The sequence below is a fragment of the Parashewanella sp. 2210YD4-3 genome (assembly GCF_056591735.1).
Map to the genome: position 1 here is coordinate 1 of NZ_JBWQOG010000005.1, position 20,874 is coordinate 20,874.

The following is a 20,874-nucleotide window of genomic DNA, read 5'->3' on the forward strand; positions in this document are numbered from 1 at the left end:
ATTGGTTGTTCGGGTGTACTCGGCGATGGCGAAGAAGATTTATCTGCCCCACCACATGCTGACAGCATTCCAACTGAGCAGGCAATTAATATTTTTTTCATAATCAAATAATTCCGTTAAAAAAGACTGCTTTTTAACTCGTCAATAAACAGCCTTGGAGGAGCGATAAGGAAGCCACTAAATAAAGGGGGGGGAATTTACTCAATAAACAGCATAAATTCAAGTAGTAAATGCGACACTTTCCAACTTAAGCAGCCGTCACTTCTCGATGAGATACAACGGATGGTTGCTTAACAGCTTCTTTTATCTCAAATTAATTCGATTTAAAGAAAAACTTGTATGGTAATCGTTAATCAACCTTGAATTAGTGCCTTTCTTTACATACTGCCTTAAAAACCCGCTGGCATTATCATTGGCACCACTTCCCCAAGAGGTGTATGGATGTGCAAAATACACATTCGCCTCTAGAGCCGTTGCAAACTCTCGCCCATTATCAGCCGTAATTGTATGCACGTATTTTTTATAGGCACGAAGTAATTCAACCGTCGCTTTAGTCAGATCTTAAACGGACTTTGAGGACACTTTTTTGGCAAGGTAGAATCGAGTATTGCGTTCCAATAATAGTGACAATTGCTCCAGTACCATGTTTGCCTAAAACTATATCTATTTCCCAATCGCCAATTCGTTAGTGTTCATTAACAACAAAAGCTCGTTCATCAATAAACATGGCATTTTGATTATAGGTTCTTTGATTATTTTACCTCTACGATAACGTTTATACCCTACTGCGATAATGTAAGCCATACAGAATCATGTTTATACGAGCTAAGTTATAGGTGCTCTTGTCTGTAATATCCGATTACTTAAGCATCTTTACGGTGGATTTCTTTCGTAACTTGCTACAATAGAGAACCTGAACCTCAGGGTAGATCGTATACCGACTTTAATTGTGTTTTGTCTTTAGTTACTAATTTGCAAGCAGTTGTGACACCATAGATGAGGTATAAAACACACATAAATATTTACCTGCACAACTGGCAAACTGACTAATAAGATATTCGTAAGCATCCCCTAGTACGTCTATTTTAGTGTCATCTAGGCAGAAATCGATTTCATCTAAGTGACCTAATACTTTCTATCTCAGTTCATTTTTTTCTTTTCTACTTTTACCGTGTTTATTTGAGGTTAAATCGATGTCATCGAACAAGTCGTTAAAGTCATCCTCATTGACCGTACCCATAGTGCTTTGTTCAATGTGGATGAGCACATCGGTTAGCGCTTCAATAATGAACTCACCGTTTTTGCTTTTTTCAGCAATTACCTGAAATAATTCGCTTGGTTTTGAAAAGTAATTTACAAAAAAAAGCAATCTAAGCCTGTGCAACACAGACACCTCATTCATTCACTCACTCGCTTATTAAGGTTTCTTTTAGTGTATATAATGTGCATTTCAAAGACAAAGTGTATCCAGACGAGTAACTTTACTCGTCTTTCAGTTATATTTTTAAGTCATCTAACCCTTTTATGATTTCAATGACTGTCTTGCACCTTGCAGGCAATTCATAATCTTTCTTTCTAACTAAATACACCACTTCATATACAGGTTTACCAACTTGCCAAATCATCAACTTTTCTGCATCGATGCAACTTTGCTGTACTGATTTTGGCAAAACCGTAAATCCAATGCCGTTAGCAATTGGGGTCAGAATTTGAGTTAATTGATTGATATACCCAGATATAGGAAAGTCTTCAAAGTTAAATTTTGAAAGCTGGTCACTTCCACATTCCAACATGTAATATTTCAAATAGTGAGCAGCATCTGGGTGGCTAATGAACCCAAGCTTACGTAACTCATTTAAGCTTAATTCATTTGAGCTTGTCGCAGGAATAAATAAACATAACTGCTCTTTACCGATAATTTCGAATTCAAAATAAATGGGATCGGGTTGCTGTGTCACTATGCCAAAATCAACTGTACCCATAGAAACTGCTTCAAAAATTTTATGATTTGGTGCCACTTCAATGCTTGGCTTAAGCAACGAATGCTGCTTTTGTAATTCAACAAGATGTGGATACAAAAGTAATGAAAAAGCGCCAGAGCAAGCAATGCTGTATTGCCCTGAATAGGGTTCATCAAAACTTAATTTGCTGAATAAGTTTTTTTCACTTTGTGTAATTTCGATAGCATATTGATAAACAAGCTTACCTTGTTCGGTAATTTCAAAACTGCGCTTTTGCCTTTTGATCAAAGCATATCCACACATTTCTTCTAGTTTTTGTATATGTTGACTGACACCTGGCTGTGTCATAAATAATTTTTCAGCGGTCTTAGTGAAATTACCTGTGTCAATAAGCGCTTTATAAGTTTTCAACCAAAGTGGATTAAGCATTAGGTATAAATAGAATTTATGGTTTAGCCAATTTATCATAATTTAAGTTTTTGTAATAAAAAAATTATGATGAAGCCATATTCATAACTAAGAGATTAAATCATGGCTTATCCTAGAACATTTTCTCATATTGGCATTTCAGTTCCGGATGTTGAAGCAGCAGTGAAATTTTATACAGAAGTTCTTGGTTGGTACCTCATAATGGAACCTACTGAAATCACTGAAGACACCAGTGCCATAGGTGAAATGTGTACTGATGTGTTTGGTGCTGGTTGGAAAAAATTTAAAATTGCCCATATGTCAACTGGAGACAGGATTGGTGTTGAGCTGTTTCAATTCGAAAACCAGCAAAACCCTGAAAACAATTTTGAATATTGGAAAACAGGGTTCTTCCACTTCTGCGTACAAGATCCAGACGTCGAAGGTCTTGCTGAAAAAATTGTAGCTGCTGGCGGTAAGAGAAGAATGAAAGAACCAAGGTATTATTATCCGGGTGAAAAGCCATATCGAATGATTTACATGGAAGATCCTTTTGGCAATATTCTAGAAATTTATAGTCACAGTTATGAACTGACCTACTCAAGTGGTGCTTATAACAATTGATTGTTATCATTGACTTACACTAACAATTGTTTTGGAACGCATTATGAGCCAACTGTTACACACAATGATTCGAGTCGGTAATTTAGATGAGAGTATTGATTTTTATACTCGAGTTCTAGGAATGAAATTACTGCGTAAATCTGAAAATCCAGAATACAAATATACTCTTGCCTTTGTGGGTTATGGAGATGAATCTGAAGGCCATGCAGTGGTTGAGCTGACTTATAACTGGGATACAAATAATTACGATCTAGGCACAGGTTTTGGCCATTTAGCCATTGGTGCTGATGATATTTATGCCCAATGTAAAACAATAGCTGAGGCCGGTGGAAAAATTACCCGTGAACCAGGTCCAGTTGCTGGTGGTACAACTGAAATTGCTTTTGTAGAAGATCCTGATGGTTATAAGATTGAGTTGATTCAGCTTAAATCAGCAACTAAAGGCTTGGGATAAAATTAATTTCACTATAAGTTGATTAAAATATATTAACTTATAATAAGTAAGCCTTTATGAGAGCATCAAGAAATCACTTGATTGCTCTCAATATTCAATGTTTTATCCTAAAGTGCTTTGTTCTTCAAACTCTTCACCCTATTCGCAGTCAAAACAAGTTAACAAACCTCATAAAACCAAACGACCATGGGTTGCAACTCAAAGCAGTAGAGCTTTTCAATACCAAAGCTTTCACGGGAAACCAAGCATACCTAATCAGCAACCGTCAACAGTAATGATTAACTTAAGTAGGTTAGGTCGGTATGTTAGAAACAATTTGAGTGAGATCTCTTGTTGCACTTCGAATTCGGCCGTTGAACCGATTGAGACAGGTTCAGAATGTATTGCGTCACTTTATCAATCTCCCCAAGAATTACAAAAACCAATTGAAGCTAAACAATCCAGAGTTTCTAATCAGAGACTTCTCCACAAAACGCCTATCAATTGATCAGAAAATAATGACACCCTAGGCTTCGAATTTAGTAAATTAATTCCACCTGCGCCACCGTCATATGATGAAGCCTGTGGTTTATTAAAACTTGATCGCAATCCAAGTAGTCCAATATCTCTATGCAGCACGACACCAACTGCACCTATAGTTGAGGTATTAACCGTTCCTCAACCAACCTGTCACACGAGGCTTTACTATTACGGAACCCGCAAAGTAAATATCAACGCATTGCGTCAACTTAACGTGTTATTTCATTTGAACGACAATAATTACTTAAAATCAGATGTAAGTTTGATTGAAGATGAAAATCACGGTAAGGGAATTAAAGTGAAAATGACAAATAGCCTCCCTGTACAACAGCTGTTCTGCACGAGCATGAAAAGCATGGCAAATGAAAAAAGTGTCGTAGCATTATTTGGTAAACGTCAGTGGACCATCTATTGTCTGAGACTCAGAGAAGTTGACACGCTAAGCTATTCCACCCATGATTTGTTTCAATTCGCTCTCGCTAAAGCAATTTCAGAAAGCTCTAAGCATGAACTTGATATAAAGAATCCTAAAAAAATTCTTGTCCCTGAAATACGGGATCTTGCTTTAGCAAAGGTTATAAAAACTAAAATGACTAACCTTAGACTTGATAGCATACCCGACTTCCTTAGACCTCAAGTAATTGTTTCAGCGTTAAAAACATTTCCGCAAGGCGAATTACTGCATCGGATTTGTGATGACAATGGTCTGTTCATCTATAAGTTCGAGTGGGAGCAATCAATCTTGGGATATATAAAAATCACACTATATGTAGTCAGTTATGCTAGTGAATTAGAATTAATAGAGGGTTTTAATCCTAAATTTGGATCCTCAAAAACCTACGAAATTTAAACGGTATAAGCAATGGATAGAAGCTGATGGATTAAATTAAATTAACTATTGGCAACCATCTGCTTATGAGAGCATTAGCTATTATTTCCTTATCTTTTTCTGAAACTTATGTCATCTTTTAGAGTAGAGCCACAAACTTCACTTTTAAATCCAGTTGATTGTAAATCAGGTATACCATTCACTTCATCTCGGCAACAAACATTTACTCAAAAATCATGGCACATAAAACCATTAGCAATGTCTAATTCTTCAAATTCATTTCATCTGTTAAAAAAAGCAACACAGTCGACTCCATTTCATATTCCGCTTCGTATAAAACAATTCACGAATAGAGCGTTAGCAGAATTAAATGATTTATTTTGCTGCATTACCACTACTGAATGTGAACCTACCTCAACCCTAGATGCAAGATTCCATAAACCAAAAGATACCACTTCTATTCCTCCATTTTTAAAGGCAATACCAGAAGAACCCCCAAAGAAGTTAGGGTTAAATTGCTCAACAGCTACCAGCAGCACTGAATCATTACCAGAAGCTCTACCTTTCAAAAACTTGAAACATGATAAAGACGTAAATGCCAGACATAAAAGTGACTTTTATCTTTATGGACAACTAGAAAATCATATACAAGCTTCACAGCAACTTGAAGCGCTCTATCATCTCAACGATAGAGATAACTTATCATCAGAAGTAAAATATATTGACGATGAGGACAATGGAACAGGAATAAGTTTCTACATGGTGAGTTATTCTTCATATCAGAGAATATGCTGGTCGGGACCGAATTCAATGCCAAACACAAGTTGTGTAGTTGCACTGTTTGGTCAAGATAAATGGACAATAAATAGAATTCAGGCCAACTCAAAGTCCCAAGAGCAACTTCTTTATTCAATCACAGACCTATTTCGATTTGCCTATACGAAAGCAGCTAGCAAAGGGAAAGAACACGATTTAAATATCAGATGTCCCAAAACAATAACAACAAGTGACTTTGACGATGATAAGTTAGCTGTTTGGCTGCAACAACTACCTCTTAATTTGCCTATCGAGCAAAAGATGCAGGTCTATTTTTCATGTCCACAAGGGGATCTTCTTTTAAAAATTTGTCACGATTTTGGCTTTATAGTTTCTGATTTGAATTGGACAATTTCAGCAGCTTATAAGGTGAGTTTAACGCTGTCTATTGGTGGTTTATATGTTCATAGTAATGACAAAATCAACAGACAGCCAATGTTATATCCTCCTGAATATTATAAAATTTAGCTTTCAGGCAAATCCATATTAAAGTGATGGTAAGCTCTTGGGGAAGCAATTCTCCCTCGATGCGTTCGTTGAATAAACCCTTGCTGAATTAAAAACGGTTCAAGCACATCTTCAATGGTTTCACGTTCTTCACCGATAGCCGCGGCTAAGTTATCTAGACCTACTGGACCACCAGAAAACTTATCTATAATTGCAAACAAAAGTTTTCGATCCATATAATCAAAACCCTCACTGTCTACATCAAGTAAGTCCAACGCTTGTGCTGCAATATCTAGTGATACTGAACCATCGTGTTTTACTTCTGCATAATCACGTACGCGACGTAATAAGCGGTTGGCAATACGAGGAGTACCACGAGAACGACGAGCGATTTCTAATGAACCTTCATCGTCAATGCCTAAATTCATTACTTTTGCTGATCGGGCAACGATTTTTGCAAGGTCTTGATTATTATAAAACTCTAATCGCAGTGGAATACCAAAACGTGCACGAAGTGGTGAGGTTAACGCACCAGCTCTGGTTGTCGCACCAATTAGTGTAAATGGTGGTAAATCCAGCTTAATTGAACGTGCTGCCGGCCCTTCACCAATCATAATGTCCAACTGATAGTCTTCCATCGCCGGATATAATATTTCTTCAATCACAGGGCTTAGACGGTGGATTTCATCGATAAATAAAACATCACCTTCCTCAAGGTTGGTCAGTAGCGCAGCTAAGTCCCCTGCTTTCTCTAATACTGGGCCAGAAGTCGTTTTAATGTTTACTTCCATTTCATTCGCCACAATCATGGCTAATGTGGTTTTACCTAACCCCGGAGGACCATAAATCAACATATGATCTAATGGTTCATTGCGGTTTTTTGCTGCCTGAATAAAGACTTTTAACTGTTCACAACTTTCTTTTTGGCCCGTGTATTCATCAAGCAGCTTCGGACGCATGGCGCGATCGATTGCTTCTTCTTGTGGGCTACCCTTAGGCTCAATGAGTCGATCTGCTTCAATCATTCCTTAGTCCTTTAATGGTTACAGCATCGACTTCAATGCAGCTTTAATGAGTGACTCTGAACCCAAGCCATCTTGGAATACAGTAGACACCGCTTTACTTGCCTGAGTAGGTTTGTAACCCAAAGCAACCAATGCGGCAATCGCATCTTTTTCAGCATCGTTCTCTTCTGGTTTAGGCGTATAATCAGATTTAAGAACAAACTCACGCTCGCCACCAGCAGAAGCTTCCATAAGGCTCTTAAGCTTATCTCGCATTTCGACTAATAAGCGTTCCGCTGTTTTCTTACCTACACCCGGAAGTTTAACTAAGGTCGCAATATCATCACGCTCAACACAAGCCACAAACTCAGCTGCTGACATACCTGACAGAATGGTTAATGCCAGTTTGGGTCCAACACCATTGGTTTTGATAAGTAAACGAAACAAAGCGCGCTCTTGTTTAGTCGTAAAACCATAAAGCAATTGTGCATCTTCACGAACCACAAAATGCGTATATAAACTTACAGCTTGTTCCAGTTCTGGTAATTCATAAAAACAAGTTAGCGGCACTTGAAGCTCGTAGCCTACGCCTTGTACATCAATTAAAATTTCTGGTGCTTGTTTTTCGATTAATACTCCGGCAATTCTACCTATCATTTATATCTTCCGTATGTTCTTGATTTTGCTTGACCAGCCAAAGCGACCAAACTTTGCATTGTATGATAATGGCATAAAGCTACTCCAAGTGCATCTGCTGCATCGGCTTGCGGCGCGGCAGGTAATTTCAATAAATGCTGAACCATATGCTGAACTTGCTCTTTTTTAGCTCGCCCTGTTCCTACCACAGCACTTTTAATTTGAGTCGCCGAGTATTCAGCCACGGACAAATCCGCTGCTGTGGCGGCTACAATGGCAGCACCTCTGGCTTGCCCAAGCTTTAACGCCGAGTCAGCATTTTTCGCCATAAACACGCGCTCAATGGCAAATTCATCAGGTTTGTATTGACGAATGATCTCTTGCAAACCATCAAAAATTTGCTTGAGCCTCATAGCTAGATCATCACCACTGGTGCGAATACAGCCACTGGCAATGTATTGATGCTGTCTACCTTGAATTTGAATAACACCGTATCCAGTAATTCGGGAGCCGGGATCGACTCCTAATATAATTGGCATATCCCGCCTTTATGTCATCGTATAAGAGCAATAGTGTGAACGGAAACAGAAGCGCACGTCCATGTGCTAACGACCGTGACATCCTGTCACATACGGCTTCCTTATCACACTATTGCTCCTATTTATCCTAAACTCTTCAAAGTTGCTGACAGACAGACTCAACACTTTAAAAAGTCAAATCAATCAGATTAATGCAATTGTTCCATTATCTCATCAGAGATTTCAGCATTGTGATACACTTCTTGCACATCATCGTGCTCTTCAAGCATATCAATCAAACGCATAAACTTCGCTGCAGTGTCTGCATCTAGCTCTGATTTTGTCGAAGCCGTTAATGCCACTTCGTCGTGATCAGGCTCAAAACCGGCAGCTTTTACTTCTTCAACAATGCGATAAAACTCAGAAGGCTCAGTGATCACATCAATTGAACCATCGTCATGAGTGACAACATCATCAGCTCCAGCTTCTAATGCTGCTTCCATCAACGCATCTTCATCCACTTCAGAGGTGAATGACATAATACCTTGCTTAGTAAATAGGTAAGAAACTGAACCATCAGTGCCTAAATTACCGCCCGATTTATTAAATGCATGGCGTACACCAGTAACGGTACGATTGCGATTATCCGTCATGGTTTCTACCATTACTGCTGTACCACCTGGACCATAGCCCTCGTAAATGATCACTTCTAATTGCTGACCTTCTAATTCACCAGCACCTCGCTTAATAGCACGCTCCATGGTGTCACGAGTCATGTTCGCACCAAGCGCTTTATCCATTGCAGAACGTAGGCGTGGATTAGAATCGGGATCAGACCCACCTTCACGAGCTGAAACTGTCAACTCACGAATAAGCTTAGTAAAAATTTTGCCACGTTTGGCGTCTTGAGCAGCTTTTCTATGACGAATATTCGCCCATTTACTGTGTCCGGCCATGTCGTCTCCTTAATCTGAGCGATAAACTGAGATAATGAATAACCCATATTTACCGAAATTAGTGGGGTAACGTTGTGATAAGACAACCGTCTTTTACAGGATGTAAAGGTCATGAGTACGTTGACGCACCCTTCAGTTGGGTTCACAACGTTGCGACTTCTACATATTCAAATAGTCAGTCTTAAAACGATTACCGAGGCATATAGCCTCGGTAATTGATACTTAGAAATCTACTTATTGATTAAGCATCTTCTGCTGTTTCTTCTTTTGCAACAACGGTTACACCAAGTTCTTTCAATTGCTCAGGGTTAGCAAAACCAGGAGCATTGGTTAATGGACATGCCGCAGTAGTGGTCTTAGGGAATGCCATAACATCACGAATGGATTGCGTACCTGTCATCAACATGATGATGCGATCTAGGCCAAATGCTAAACCTGCATGCGGTGGTGTACCATAACGAAGTGCTTCAAGTAAGAAGCCAAACTTCTCTTCTGCTTCTTCATCAGAGATACCAAGGATACGGAATACTGCTGCTTGCATCTTCGCATCGTGAATACGCACTGAACCACCACCTAGCTCACAACCATTCAATACCATATCGTAAGCATCCGATACTTGGTTAGCAGGATCGGCTTCTAGTTGCTCAGGAGTGATACCACGAGGCGCGGTAAACGGGTGATGAACCGCGTGTAGGCTGTCGTTGTGCTTCTCAAACATTGGGAAGTCAACAACCCAAAGTGGACGCCACTCACCTTCTAATAAATCAAAATCTTCGCCTGCTTTTAGACGAAGAGCCCCCATTGATTCTGCTACAACGTTAGCTTTGTCGGCACCAAACAGAATGATGTCGCCGGTAGCGGCTTGAGTGCGGTCAATGATTTGTTTAACGATATCTTCGTTTAGGAACTTCAATACAGGAGACTGAATACCTTCAATGCCAGCATCAAGATCATTGATCTTCATCCAAGCCAAACCTTTCGCACCGTAAATACCTACGTACTTAGTGTATTCATCGATATTCTTACGAGAAAGCTTCGCACCTTGAGGAATGCGAAGAGCCGTTACTCGACCTTCGGCATCATTTGCAGGACCTTTAAATACCGCAAATTCTACATCTTTAACGATATCTGCTACATCTACAAGTTCTAGTGGGTTACGCAAATCAGGCTTGTCTGAACCGTAACGAGTCATCGCTTCGTCGTAGCTCATGCGTGGGAAGTCACCTAAATCTACGTTTAGTAGTTCATTAAACAATTTACGAACCATTTCTTCCGTCTTTTGCATTACTTGCTCAGACGTCATAAATGAAGTTTCAATATCAATTTGAGTAAATTCAGGTTGACGGTCAGCACGTAAATCTTCATCACGGAAACATTTCACGATTTGATAATAACGGTCGAAACCAGACATCATCAGTAGCTGTTTAAAGATTTGTGGTGACTGCGGTAACGCAAAGAATTGACCTTTGTAAGTACGGCTTGGCACTAGATAGTCACGAGCACCTTCAGGCGTCGCTTTGGTCAAAATTGGGGTTTCAATATCTAAGAAACCATTGTCATCTAAGAAACGGCGAACAGCACTGGTCACTTTAGAACGGAAAATCAAACGCTCAGTCATTTCAGGGCGGCGTAGATCTAAGTAACGGTACTTTAAACGTGCTTCTTCGCTGTTATTCTGATGATTATCCATGCTTAATGGCAATGGAGCAGCACGGTTGATGATGGTCAGTTCTTTGCCTAGAACCTCGATTTCACCGGTTTTCATGTCGCTATTGATTTGGCTATCAGGACGAGCACGAACAAGACCTTTAACTTGAACACAGAACTCTGCTCGAAGTGAACTGGCAACTTCAAATACTTCAGGCAAATCAGGGTCGTAAACAACTTGGATTAAACCTTCACGGTCACGCAAGTCTAAAAACACAACGCCACCAAGATCGCGACTACGGTTAACCCAACCAACTAAGGTTACTTCTTCCCCAACGTGAGCTTTGTTCACGTCTCCACAATAATGACTGCGCATTGAGCTTTTATCCTATATAAGACTATTAATCGTAAGAAATGTCAGCCATTATAGGGAATAAAATCAAACAACCAAAGCAATTATCACATTGGTTGTTTAAGATTTCTTCAATTGTAGACTTAGCTAGTCATATAACCGCTTTCGTTGCTTTCTTTAGCTAGATTCATTAAGCGATCAGCTTGCTTTAACAGCTCAATTGGGTTGTCTGAGTCATTTGGATAAAAAGCAATACCTATATTAACTGTAAGTGGAAGATCAGGCACTTGTGCATCAGTGACGCGCCCTGCTGCAGCTAAGATATTCTCTGCAACCTGACAAACCGCTTCAAACTCTTGAGCACGATTTAAAATAACTACAAATTCATCGCTGCTGAAGCGAGCTAGCGTGTCTGAGCGTCTGATTGTGCCAGATAATGCGTTAGCCAGCCCTACAAGTAAATTGTCACCAGCACTATACCCAAGCACATCATTAACCATTCTAAAATTACCGATTCCAATAAACATCACCGCAAAGCGGGTTTGTTCTCGGCTATTTGTTAACACGGTACTGGTTAATCTGTCATCTAGTAATCTGCGGTTAACCAAGCCGGTTAAATTATCATGGTTGTTCAGAAAATGAATCTTCTTCTCGACTTTTTCACGGCGACCTATTTCGGCTTGTATTCGCTTGTTGGCTAGCCAATATATTAAGAAGGCGGCAGTTAGTAGAATCGATATAATGGAAAGCAAAATTACCCAACGACGATAGATTTGAGCGTTGGATAGATTGGCATCTGGAACCCATCGTTTATAAATTGTATTTTTTGTACCTTGATCCATTTGAGCAATAACCATATTGATCAAAGGCACTAATGGTTTGAAATCTTCAGAAACACCAAAATGGCTTCTTTGAACCTCTAACCCAGGGATTAACGAAATCTTTAAATCATAATATTTTTTTTCTGTTATTAGTGAGGACAGACTAATCAATTTATCAATAAAATAATCGGCTTTATCTTGCTCGACAAGATCTATTCCTTGCGCACTGTCAGCAACTAACACTAAATTCAAATTTGGCCGGTTTGCAATTAGTTTAGAGCTAAGGGCGTAGCCTTCTACTATTGCAACTTTAGCTCCTTGAAGTTGCTCTATGTTAAGTAACCCTGAATGTTCGGATTTTGTGGTAATAGCCCAAGGGGAAGGCCAATAATCGTTTGAAAAATGTAGGCGGGTTTCTCCTTTGTTTCTAGCAGCCATACTCCCAGCAAAATCTATTTGTTTCGATTGCAATGCTTTATATAGTGACGCCCAATCATCAAAAGCAACAGCTTCAATAGGTACATTTAATTGCTGATTAATCAATGAAACCACATCGGCATTAATGCCTTTAAATGTTCCTGTTTTATCAACAAACTCCATTGGAGCCCAGTTTTTTAAATAACCAAATTTCAAACCATTAATAGAAGTAAGGTATTCTTTTTGCTCATAGGACAAATTCAGAACATTACCCTCAGAACTATAAAAATGATCAGCTGGATTTAAAATCCATTTCTGCTCAATGCCTGCTAACTCTTGATAACTGACCTTATTAAAGCCAATACTGACTTTATTAGCTAAACCAAGGTTACTCTTATTAACTAATGCATAAACAGGAGTTACAAATTCAATACGAGGGTCTTGTACAAATTCCGACCATATTTTATTTTTTAGTAAAAATTGCTGAGTCCAAGACGCAGGAGCAATAAAACCAGCAATCTTATTTTGTTTAGCTGCCTCTAAAGCTGACTCTATATCTTGATATTCAATAATTTTTGTATTGGGTAACTTTCTTTGTAATGCATCAATAAACTTTATTTGACCAATTACTCCGATTGCAGACTTGTTAAAACTAGCTAATGATGACGCCTTTTTTTCGAAAGTAAACAATCTATGCTTTACTTCATATAAACGCCAAGCCTCTGATATTTCAGCATCATAGTTTTCGTCAAATAATGCAATATCAACTCGTCCTTCCTTCAAGGCAGACATAGCTTGTTGCTTATCCATAAATTCAAAGGTAATTGGGCTATTTACTTTTTCAGACCACTTCCTCCACATGTCTATGTACATTCCGTGAGCCAAATTATCATCACCTTTCATCGATAATGGATTGCTGTCACCTGACAAAACTACTTTTAATTCAATTCTGTGATTATTTTTACCCAACCATTTTTGATGAATATTTTTCCTTTCTTCATTGCTGATTAAACCAAAGCCTTCATCAATTTTCGCTAACAGTTGTGTATTCTCATTTAATACAGCTGCAAATATGGGCAGACGACCTAGTTTTAATTGTTTCTCAGGAGGAAAATTCCTGTTAAAAACAACAAGCTCTGAAGCATCTTGAAAGTCTATTTTTGCCGCGGCAAACACTAAGATGTCTTCATCAAGTGCAGCATCAATAAGGGATGCTTGATTGGGAAATCGCTTGTAACTGTATTTACTACCATGTTGTTTTAAAAGCGATGGGAGCAATGAACCTCTTACGACGCCAACTGAATAAGGGGTGACTTCTTTTAGATTAAAACCAATGTTATTTTTTTTATGGCTATAGAGGTAAATATCTAGGCTGCCAATCTGCTGAGAATATTGAAAAACATTCTTATGCCTACTTGCCTTTGTTAATCCAGCATGAACATCGACGCCACCATTTCTTAGGCTTTTTATGGCGTCAATTTGACTTGATAAAACAAATTGTACAGGACGCCCTACGACAGTCGACCATGCTTTCCATAAATCAACATAGTAGCCATCTGCATGACCTTGTTCATTCTTAAAAGAATAAGGGTATCCATCTTCAGTAACAGCAATAGAAACAGGCTTTTCAGCTGCATTTACAAAAAATGAGCTTATATAACATAGCAAAATAAAACATATTCTTATTTGTTTATTCAAGACTAATCCTTATCTTGTTAACTACATGTTTCTATGGCGTTACACTTTTATTAGACAAAATTTTGCTTCAAATTACTAGCCTGAATTTTGTAAAATAAGCTGTTCTGTCCAAATATTACTGGCTTAAATGAATTACGATGAAGATAAAATCTATGCGAAACCTTCAAATCGCATAGAAGAATTTCGCTTTGACAATAACGTAGCAGGCGTTTTTGATGACATGATCCGCCGCTCTGTTCCAGGTTATAGCCAAATTATTACCACCATTGGTGATATCGCTGCAAAATATGTTACAGCCAACTCGAATGTCTATGATCTTGGTTGTTCACTAGGGACTGCGACGATCAGTATAAGGCGAAACATAGAGCAAGATAATTGCAAAATTATATCTGTTGATAACAGCCCATCAATGCTTGAACGTTGCAAAGAGAATATAGGCGCTTACAAAAGTCAGACTCAGGTTGAACTTATCTGTGACGATATCTGTAATATCGAAATAACAAATGCTTCAATGGTTGTCCTAAACTTCACTTTACAATTTTTAGCTCCTGAACAGAGGCTTACTTTATTAAAAACAATATATAATGGACTAAATTCTGGTGGCGTATTGGTTTTATCGGAAAAACTGTATTTTGAAGATGAAGTTATCCAAGAATTTATCGATAGTGAGCATTTAGACTTTAAGCGAGCAAACGGATACAGTGAATTAGAAATCAGTCAAAAACGAACAGCGCTCGAAAACGTAATGCGTACCGACACTCTAGAAATTCATACGCAGCGTGTTAAAGATTCAGGCTTTAAACATTTTAATATTTGGTTCCAGTGTTTTAACTTTGCATCCATGGTGGCAATTAAGTGATCAATTTCAGCTCTTTTTATCAGCAAATCTCAGACTCAAATTTACAGCACTGGTTAGAGACGATTCCTTCATTACTTGGGGAGTGGCAACGCGCCCACAAACACGGTAATTTACCTAAATGGGAAAAAGTACTTAACAAGTTAAATTACCCTGCACCAGATCATCTAGACCTGAAAAATAGCGTCACTATTGGCACAGGAAACCAATTATCTAAAGGTGAAAAAGAAAAGTTAGAAAACCTATTACAGCTTTTCCACCCTTGGCGAAAAGGTCCATTCCACATTCATGGCATCCATATTGATACAGAGTGGCGAAGTGACTGGAAATGGGATCGAGTAAGCCCACACATTAGTTCGCTTAAAAATCGAACGGTTTTAGATGTAGGTTGTGGTAGCGGTTATCATATGTGGCGTATGCTTGGTGCTGGCGCTAAGCGTGTAGTAGGCATTGACCCATCTACATTATTTTTATGTCAATTTGAAGCCGTTAAGCGTCTAACTGATCCAGATTTACCAATTCACTTGCTTCCTCTCGGCATTCAAGAGCTTCCGCCACTGGATGCTTTCGATACGGTATTTTCTATGGGTGTACTTTATCATCGTCGTTCTCCCATTGATCACTTATTGCAATTACGTGATCAATTAAGAACCGGTGGTGAATTGGTACTTGAAACATTAGTAGTCGATGGCGATGAGAATACTGTATTAGTACCCGGCGAACGTTATGGAAAAATGAATAACGTCTGGTTTTTACCTTCAGTCAACGCCTTAATAAAGTGGTTAGAAAAATGTGACTTTATCGATATTCGTTGTGTGGATGAAGATGTAACGTCTTTAGCTGAGCAGCGGAAAACACCTTGGATGCGTAACGAATCATTAGTTGATTACCTTGACCCAAATGACATAACTAAAACGGTTGAAGGCTACCCTGCTCCGAAACGCGCAACCATAATTGCCGTTAAAAACGAACCTAATCACGACTTGGTATGAACAAACTTTCAGGGATGAATCATATTTTATTATTAGTGCTTGTTGCGTCTTTTACTTTCGCAGCAAGCTCAAAAACACCAATATCTAAACATCAAATAGACCCAAGAGCCAGTATCACCTTCCAAATATTACATGAGCAATGCAACGCTCTAAAAATAAAGCCATTTTCAATTAAAGAAAAACTTAGCCACTCTGTAAGTACACTTACACAACAAAGCCTCAGAATTAATAACTTGAATAATGCCCTTACCAATTTTCTATCACTATCTGAGGGCCATTTATTTTATGATGACATTCTCAATTGCCAGATAAAACTAAGTGATTCATGGAGAGCTTTAGTAGATAGCACTGAAGTTACCACGCTTATTCAACAATTAACTCACAGCCCTTCACCTAAGTATCAACAGCTAGGTTTTAGACTGAGTCAAGCTAAATACAGTCAAGCTTCAAAAAACCAAATCGCTAGATTACGAATTATTGAAGCAGAAATACGCCATTGGGCAAAAGTTAAATCTCCAGTTAAACCAAACCACTCATGTTTAATCGCTAATCAATCTGAAATTTCGAGCACTTCAAGCTTACATTATTACTTGCTGAATCAGCCGCAAGAGAAATGTCGCAAGCAGGTTTGGAATCAGTATTACCAAAAATCAACAAGATTATTTCAGAACTGGCGCCAATTGAAAAATAAGATAGCGCAACAAGCAGGTTTTACTAACTATCTAGAACAACAACTAGTCAACAATATTTTGACTGATCCCCAAAAAATATCAGTTTATTTGAAACAAAAATCAACTCACCTTATTTCACCTTGGAATATTGGGCAAACGTTAAAAGAAGCCAAAAAAACACCTTTCACGAGAATAGAGTCAAAAACTCTTATTATTAATAGCTTCAAACAACTAGCGCAACTGGGTATAACCCATCAACAAATTACACCCAACGTATATAGAGTATGGTTAAAAGACAGACTTCTCGGCCATTTGTATCTACAAACCACCAAGGCTAAAACTCAGGTACAAGTGATGCGCTATCCTGTGATCAGCCAACAGTTTGCGGATGTTCGTTTACTTGTACCTCAAGCCATATCAAGCCAGAGAAAAGCTAAACAATTTTTACATGCTTTTTCTCAAGCCATAACAATAATCGCTGATTCACCTGAATATTATTTATCAAGCCAAGCAATGGATAGTTCAGACACTGCAAACTTAGGCTCTATTTGGCTACAAAATTGGTTGCAGCAACAATTGAATCTACCAAGCGCTGCTATAGGCTCAAGAGATCAAATTGCGAACAACTATCAAAATCTAATCGATATTGCCAAAGCTAAACTGGCCTTTAAGCTGCTAACTGGCCACAAACGAGTTGAAACAAACTTTAATACAACTGCGTTCAACAATTACTTGTTTTCTGATCCAGATTTCACCAATGAAAATGTGGGTTTCTATAAAGAACTATTTCAGAATGATTTATTTGATTTGATCAAGAAAAAAACAGAACTTCCAGCAGAAAAGATTTTTGAAATACTAGTGGTAAATGAATCCAGAGAAACAATGAAACAAAGACTAAAGCGTATTCTCGGAAAATCATTTCAGTTAAACGGTGAGATCACTTTACATATAATGGATGAAGAAAGGGTTCAAATTGAACCCTTTTAGAAACAAATTATAGCGAAGAGAGAGCTTCAGCAATTAATGCTTGAGCATCTTGTAGTACTTGTTGTAAATGTTCCTCTGATACAAAGCTTTCTGCATAAAGTTTGAATAATGGTTCCGTTCCTGATGGACGTGCTGCAAACCAAGCATCTTTAGTAGTAACTTTGATGCCACCAATAGCAGCTTTATTACCAGGAGCGTGAGATAAAACAGCTGTTATCTCTCCACCAGCTAAAGTTTTCGCCGTTAATGAGTCAGAAGACAGTTGAGCAAATTTGGCTTTTTTCTTAGCGTTAATCGGACTATCTATTCGTTGATAAAAGCTTTCACCAAACTCTTGCTCAAGTTCTTGATAGCGTTGAGCAGGCGTTTTACCAGTAACAGCATAAATTTCTGCCGCTAGTAGAGCTAAAATAAAACCATCTTTATCCGTACACCAAGTCGTGCCATCTTTTCTTAAAAACGCTGCGCCTGCACTTTCTTCACCGCCGAAAGCTAATTCAGCTTGAGCTAATCCATCAACGAACCATTTAAAACCAACAGGTACTTCAATCAATTTACGTTCATGTTTAGCGCAAATTTTATCTATCATAGCACTTGAAACAAGGGTCTTACCTATTCCTAGAGACTTACTCCATTCAGGTCTATGGGTAACCAGGTAATCAATGGCAACGGCTAGATAATGGTTTGGATTCATAAGACCATAATTCGGACAGACGATACCATGACGATCGTAATCCGGATCATTACCTAAGCAAATATCAAACTTTTCTTGATGTGCAAGCAACCCTTTCATAGCATAAGGAGATGAACAATCCATACGGATTTTTCCATCTTTATCCAAAGTCATGAAACCAAAGTTTGGATCAATCGCTTCATTAACCAATTTGATATCAATTCCGAATTCCTCAGCAATCGGTTTCCAGTAATGAATACCTGAACCACCAAGAGGATCTACACCGATACGAACTTTTGCATCTTTAATAGCAGAAAAGTTAATAACTGAAGCTAAATCCTTAACGTATGGTGTTACTAAGTCGCGCCAATCGACTAAATCTAAATTAGAAGCGATGCCATAATTTAAGGTTTTTACACCATCAAGTTGATTAAGCAAATAACCATTGGCACGATTTTGAACCCAAGAGGTTATTTCACCTTCAGCAGGCCCGCCATGAGGTGGATTGTATTTGATCCCACCATCTTGAGGAGGATTATGAGATGGAGTGATAATCAAGCCATCATGCAATTGATCAGATTTTGCATTAGCGGTAATGATGGCATGAGATACAACTGGAGTTGGTGTATAGCCTTCATCAATTTGAGCAATAACTTGGATGTTATTTGCAACCAATACTTCTACCGCCGACATAAATGCAGCATGGGACAAAGCATGGGTATCCATACCAAGAATAAGTGGGCCATTAATATTCTGTTGCTTTCGATAATCGACTACAGCTTGAACGATTGCCCAGATATGATTTTGATTAAAACTAACTTTAAATGAACTTCCTCTATGTCCAGAGGTACCAAAGCTAACCTGTTGTTCAGGATTAGTAGCATCAGGAATGAGTCGATAATACTGACTCATTAGTTTAGGAATATTAATTAAATCCTGTTGTTGAGCCGGTTGCCCAGCTCTTTCATGTATCGCCACAACCCGCTCCGTTAAATATGGTGTACTAATTCTTGCGCTGTTTCAGCTGAGCAGCCTAAACGAACCAAAACTTCTGCAAATATGGCTTGTTTCTTAGCCGTATTGTTATTGGTCGTTACCCAATAACTGCTTTGCCCAATCTGCTTAGGGTTTGATGATTTGCTGGCTTTAAGTAAATCTTTCTTGGAAGTAGCAAAATACAAACGACCACGGCCTTGAATTTGTAGAACTTCATTAAACTTATTGGGTAATGCTGAATGTAATTGCTCTAAAACATAGATAAAGCGACCAACAGCCCCTTTTTGACTACTTATTTCATCGGTAATAAATAAAGAAGCGAAATCGACTGTAGAGATAACATCTTCTTGAGTTACTTTGGTTTCATTTTCTAGACTAGGCTCTGCAATTTGCTGAGGTTTCACTGGCTCCACTGAATTTACATCTAAGCCAATAAGACGACGAATAATATCAGAAGCACTCTCACCGATACGTTCAGTTTTTCCAGCGATGAAACGATAGAGCTCCTCATCTACCTCAATATATTTCATATGTTCTTATTCCTTTTCAGTTATGACTTTGGATCATGAATTCGCATTCCAATTTAATTTTGAACGTCTATAGATCCCAATAGATCAAAGATACCTATTTTTCGATCAATCGTCACCCGTTTGAATTTGATATTTGCTTAAAAAATACGACAGAAAAAACTCTATAGGTTTGATTGATTAAAATTCAAACTACAATGAGCTTTTACAAAGTATTAAAATTTAGGACAATGGCACAAATTGCATTTACACCAACAAAACAAAATGAACTATATAGTTTCAGGGCAAGGCCCGAGCATAATTTTAATTCATGGCCTTTTTGGTAATCTAGATAACCTCAAAAATCTAGCCCAATACCTAGAAACTGATTATCAAGTGATAAGAATTGATTTGCCTAACCATGGGGCAAGCCCGCATATTGATAATTTGAACTTCGACATCATCAGTCAACAATTATTGACAGTATTGACTGAACTACAGATTGAAAAAGCTCACATTGTTGGTCACTCACTTGGTGGTAAAGCCGCATTAGCCTTTGCACTTAATCAACCAAGCAAATGTTTAAGTGTTATTGCCGCTGACATAGCTCCAACTAAGTATCCTAGACGTCATGATAACGTGTTTAATGCTCTTACCAGCTTACCTTTAAATCAAGGCTCTGATCGTAAGGCGGCCCTGCAACATCTGATAACATCAGGTATTGAAACACCTACCGCTCAATTTTTGCTAAAAAACCTACAACGAACCGACACTGGTTTTACATGGAAAATGAATTTACAAGGTCTATTAAATAGCTATGAAACGTTAATAGACTGGCCATATAAAAGAATGCAATACACAGGCCCATGCTTATTTATCCGTGGTGGAAATTCCGATTACATTACTCAAGAGCACCGTCAAGACATTCTAAGTCAATTTCCAAAAGTCCAAGCAAAAACTATCCATGGAACTGGACATTGGCTTCATGCTGAAAAACCTATGGTATTTAATAGGATTGTGAAAGAATTTATTGACAGTCAAAACCACTAATTAATCTGAATATCCATTTTTACAATGGTGGGCAAT

At 38.4% G+C, this 20,874-nt stretch carries 19 protein-coding genes and 1 pseudogene; 8 read left to right on the forward strand and 12 right to left on the reverse strand.

The genetic code is table 11. The features are described 5' to 3' along the window. Positions 1 to 247: 247 nt before the first annotated feature. The 4 genes and pseudogenes from AC1EU0_RS08855 to AC1EU0_RS08870 form a co-directional block, all read right to left on the reverse strand. Positions 248 to 783, reverse strand: a pseudogene (locus tag AC1EU0_RS08855) (IS30 family transposase); the annotation flags it as partial. A 184-nt stretch (positions 784 to 967) separates the two neighbouring features. Further along, a complete protein-coding gene (locus AC1EU0_RS08860) occupies positions 968 to 1,111 on the reverse strand; it encodes an N-6 DNA methylase (RefSeq protein WP_480302311.1) in 144 nt (47 codons plus the stop codon). 24 nt (positions 1,112 to 1,135) lie between these two features. Continuing rightward, the gene (locus AC1EU0_RS08865; protein WP_480302050.1) at positions 1,136 to 1,402 is read right to left on the reverse strand and encodes a hypothetical protein; all 267 of its coding nucleotides are present in this window, start codon (positions 1,400 to 1,402) and stop codon (positions 1,136 to 1,138) included. Between the two features lie 94 nt (positions 1,403 to 1,496). Next, positions 1,497 to 2,429 (reverse strand): LysR family transcriptional regulator, encoded by a 933-nt coding sequence (locus tag AC1EU0_RS08870; protein ID WP_480302051.1) that lies wholly within the window; start codon positions 2,427 to 2,429, stop codon positions 1,497 to 1,499. A gap of 63 nt (positions 2,430 to 2,492) precedes the next feature. On the opposite strand from AC1EU0_RS08870, the gene AC1EU0_RS08875 reads away from it, so the two are divergent. From AC1EU0_RS08875 to AC1EU0_RS08890, 4 genes are all read left to right on the forward strand, one after another. After that, complete coding sequence (locus tag AC1EU0_RS08875; RefSeq protein ID WP_480302052.1) at positions 2,493 to 2,993, forward strand: lactoylglutathione lyase family protein; 501 nt, start codon at positions 2,493 to 2,495, stop codon at positions 2,991 to 2,993. A gap of 43 nt (positions 2,994 to 3,036) precedes the next feature. Beyond that, the gene (gloA, locus tag AC1EU0_RS08880; RefSeq protein ID WP_480302053.1) at positions 3,037 to 3,447 is read left to right on the forward strand and encodes a lactoylglutathione lyase; all 411 of its coding nucleotides are present in this window, start codon (positions 3,037 to 3,039) and stop codon (positions 3,445 to 3,447) included. 781 nt (positions 3,448 to 4,228) lie between these two features. Then, complete coding sequence (locus tag AC1EU0_RS08885; RefSeq protein WP_480302054.1) at positions 4,229 to 4,816, forward strand: hypothetical protein; 588 nt, start codon at positions 4,229 to 4,231, stop codon at positions 4,814 to 4,816. Positions 4,817 to 4,924: 108 nt separating this feature from the next. After that, positions 4,925 to 6,079, forward strand: coding sequence for a hypothetical protein (locus tag AC1EU0_RS08890; RefSeq protein ID WP_480302055.1), 1,155 nt, complete (start codon positions 4,925 to 4,927; stop codon positions 6,077 to 6,079). Here the strand turns inward: AC1EU0_RS08890 and ruvB are convergent. The 6 genes from ruvB to AC1EU0_RS08920 all read right to left on the reverse strand — a co-directional run bounded on the left by ruvB (position 6,076) and on the right by AC1EU0_RS08920 (position 14,107). Beyond that, positions 6,076 to 7,083 (reverse strand): Holliday junction branch migration DNA helicase RuvB, encoded by a 1,008-nt coding sequence (ruvB, locus tag AC1EU0_RS08895; RefSeq protein ID WP_480302056.1) that lies wholly within the window; start codon positions 7,081 to 7,083, stop codon positions 6,076 to 6,078. The genes AC1EU0_RS08890 and ruvB overlap by 4 nt on opposite strands. Before the next feature lie 18 nt (positions 7,084 to 7,101). Beyond that, a complete protein-coding gene (gene ruvA / locus AC1EU0_RS08900; protein WP_480302057.1) occupies positions 7,102 to 7,719 on the reverse strand; it encodes a Holliday junction branch migration protein RuvA in 618 nt (205 codons plus the stop codon). After that, on the reverse strand, positions 7,716 to 8,237 hold the full coding sequence (ruvC, locus tag AC1EU0_RS08905; RefSeq protein ID WP_480302058.1) for a crossover junction endodeoxyribonuclease RuvC: 522 nt from the start codon (positions 8,235 to 8,237) through the stop codon (positions 7,716 to 7,718). Before ruvC ends, ruvA begins: the two co-directional genes overlap by 4 nt. Before the next feature lie 188 nt (positions 8,238 to 8,425). Beyond that, a complete protein-coding gene (locus tag AC1EU0_RS08910) occupies positions 8,426 to 9,172 on the reverse strand; it encodes a YebC/PmpR family DNA-binding transcriptional regulator (RefSeq protein ID WP_480302059.1) in 747 nt (248 codons plus the stop codon). Positions 9,173 to 9,413: 241 nt separating this feature from the next. Next, a complete protein-coding gene (gene aspS, locus AC1EU0_RS08915) occupies positions 9,414 to 11,195 on the reverse strand; it encodes an aspartate--tRNA ligase (RefSeq protein ID WP_480302060.1) in 1,782 nt (593 codons plus the stop codon). A gap of 119 nt (positions 11,196 to 11,314) precedes the next feature. Beyond that, positions 11,315 to 14,107 (reverse strand): transporter substrate-binding domain-containing protein, encoded by a 2,793-nt coding sequence (locus AC1EU0_RS08920; protein WP_480302061.1) that lies wholly within the window; start codon positions 14,105 to 14,107, stop codon positions 11,315 to 11,317. A 127-nt stretch (positions 14,108 to 14,234) separates the two neighbouring features. Between AC1EU0_RS08920 and cmoA the strand changes: the two genes are divergently transcribed. From cmoA to AC1EU0_RS08935, 3 genes are read left to right on the forward strand one after another with little or no spacing between them, the layout of a single operon-like run. Further along, complete coding sequence (gene cmoA, locus AC1EU0_RS08925) at positions 14,235 to 14,966, forward strand: carboxy-S-adenosyl-L-methionine synthase CmoA (protein ID WP_480302062.1); 732 nt, start codon at positions 14,235 to 14,237, stop codon at positions 14,964 to 14,966. Further along, positions 14,963 to 15,955, forward strand: a complete 993-nt coding sequence (gene cmoB / locus AC1EU0_RS08930) for a tRNA 5-methoxyuridine(34)/uridine 5-oxyacetic acid(34) synthase CmoB (RefSeq protein WP_480302063.1) — start codon at positions 14,963 to 14,965, stop codon at positions 15,953 to 15,955. The genes cmoA and cmoB overlap by 4 nt, the downstream gene beginning before the upstream one ends. Then, positions 15,952 to 17,613 (forward strand): hypothetical protein, encoded by a 1,662-nt coding sequence (locus AC1EU0_RS08935; protein WP_480302064.1) that lies wholly within the window; start codon positions 15,952 to 15,954, stop codon positions 17,611 to 17,613. The genes cmoB and AC1EU0_RS08935 overlap by 4 nt, the downstream gene beginning before the upstream one ends. Before the next feature lie 7 nt (positions 17,614 to 17,620). Here the strand turns inward: AC1EU0_RS08935 and pgm are convergent, their stop codons facing one another. Next, positions 17,621 to 19,264 (reverse strand): phosphoglucomutase (alpha-D-glucose-1,6-bisphosphate-dependent), encoded by a 1,644-nt coding sequence (gene pgm / locus AC1EU0_RS08940; RefSeq protein WP_480302065.1) that lies wholly within the window; start codon positions 19,262 to 19,264, stop codon positions 17,621 to 17,623. Between the two features lie 11 nt (positions 19,265 to 19,275). Further along, complete coding sequence (gene seqA / locus AC1EU0_RS08945) at positions 19,276 to 19,812, reverse strand: replication initiation negative regulator SeqA (RefSeq protein ID WP_480302066.1); 537 nt, start codon at positions 19,810 to 19,812, stop codon at positions 19,276 to 19,278. A gap of 261 nt (positions 19,813 to 20,073) precedes the next feature. On the opposite strand from seqA, the gene AC1EU0_RS08950 reads away from it, so the two are divergent. Beyond that, entirely contained in the window at positions 20,074 to 20,838 is a 765-nt protein-coding gene (locus AC1EU0_RS08950; RefSeq protein ID WP_480302067.1) for an alpha/beta fold hydrolase, read from the forward strand. The last annotated feature ends 36 nt before the right edge of the window (positions 20,839 to 20,874 follow it).

Coding starts and splice junctions, on each gene's coding strand:
- ruvB (WP_480302056.1), bottom strand. CDS start 7,083: ATGATTGAAGCAGATCGACTCATTGAGCCTAAGGGTAGCCCACAAGAA.
- AC1EU0_RS08890 (WP_480302055.1), top strand. CDS start 4,925: ATGTCATCTTTTAGAGTAGAGCCACAAACTTCACTTTTAAATCCAGTT.
- ruvA (WP_480302057.1), bottom strand. CDS start 7,719: ATGATAGGTAGAATTGCCGGAGTATTAATCGAAAAACAAGCACCAGAA.
- AC1EU0_RS08875 (WP_480302052.1), top strand. CDS start 2,493: ATGGCTTATCCTAGAACATTTTCTCATATTGGCATTTCAGTTCCGGAT.
- seqA (WP_480302066.1), bottom strand. CDS start 19,812: ATGAAATATATTGAGGTAGATGAGGAGCTCTATCGTTTCATCGCTGGA.
- AC1EU0_RS08870 (WP_480302051.1), bottom strand. CDS start 2,429: ATGATAAATTGGCTAAACCATAAATTCTATTTATACCTAATGCTTAAT.
- gloA (WP_480302053.1), top strand. CDS start 3,037: ATGAGCCAACTGTTACACACAATGATTCGAGTCGGTAATTTAGATGAG.
- ruvC (WP_480302058.1), bottom strand. CDS start 8,237: ATGCCAATTATATTAGGAGTCGATCCCGGCTCCCGAATTACTGGATAC.
- cmoA (WP_480302062.1), top strand. CDS start 14,235: ATGAATTACGATGAAGATAAAATCTATGCGAAACCTTCAAATCGCATA.
- AC1EU0_RS08935 (WP_480302064.1), top strand. CDS start 15,952: ATGAACAAACTTTCAGGGATGAATCATATTTTATTATTAGTGCTTGTT.
- AC1EU0_RS08950 (WP_480302067.1), top strand. CDS start 20,074: ATGAACTATATAGTTTCAGGGCAAGGCCCGAGCATAATTTTAATTCAT.
- AC1EU0_RS08910 (WP_480302059.1), bottom strand. CDS start 9,172: ATGGCCGGACACAGTAAATGGGCGAATATTCGTCATAGAAAAGCTGCT.
- AC1EU0_RS08865 (WP_480302050.1), bottom strand. CDS start 1,402: ATGAATGAGGTGTCTGTGTTGCACAGGCTTAGATTGCTTTTTTTTGTA.
- aspS (WP_480302060.1), bottom strand. CDS start 11,195: ATGCGCAGTCATTATTGTGGAGACGTGAACAAAGCTCACGTTGGGGAA.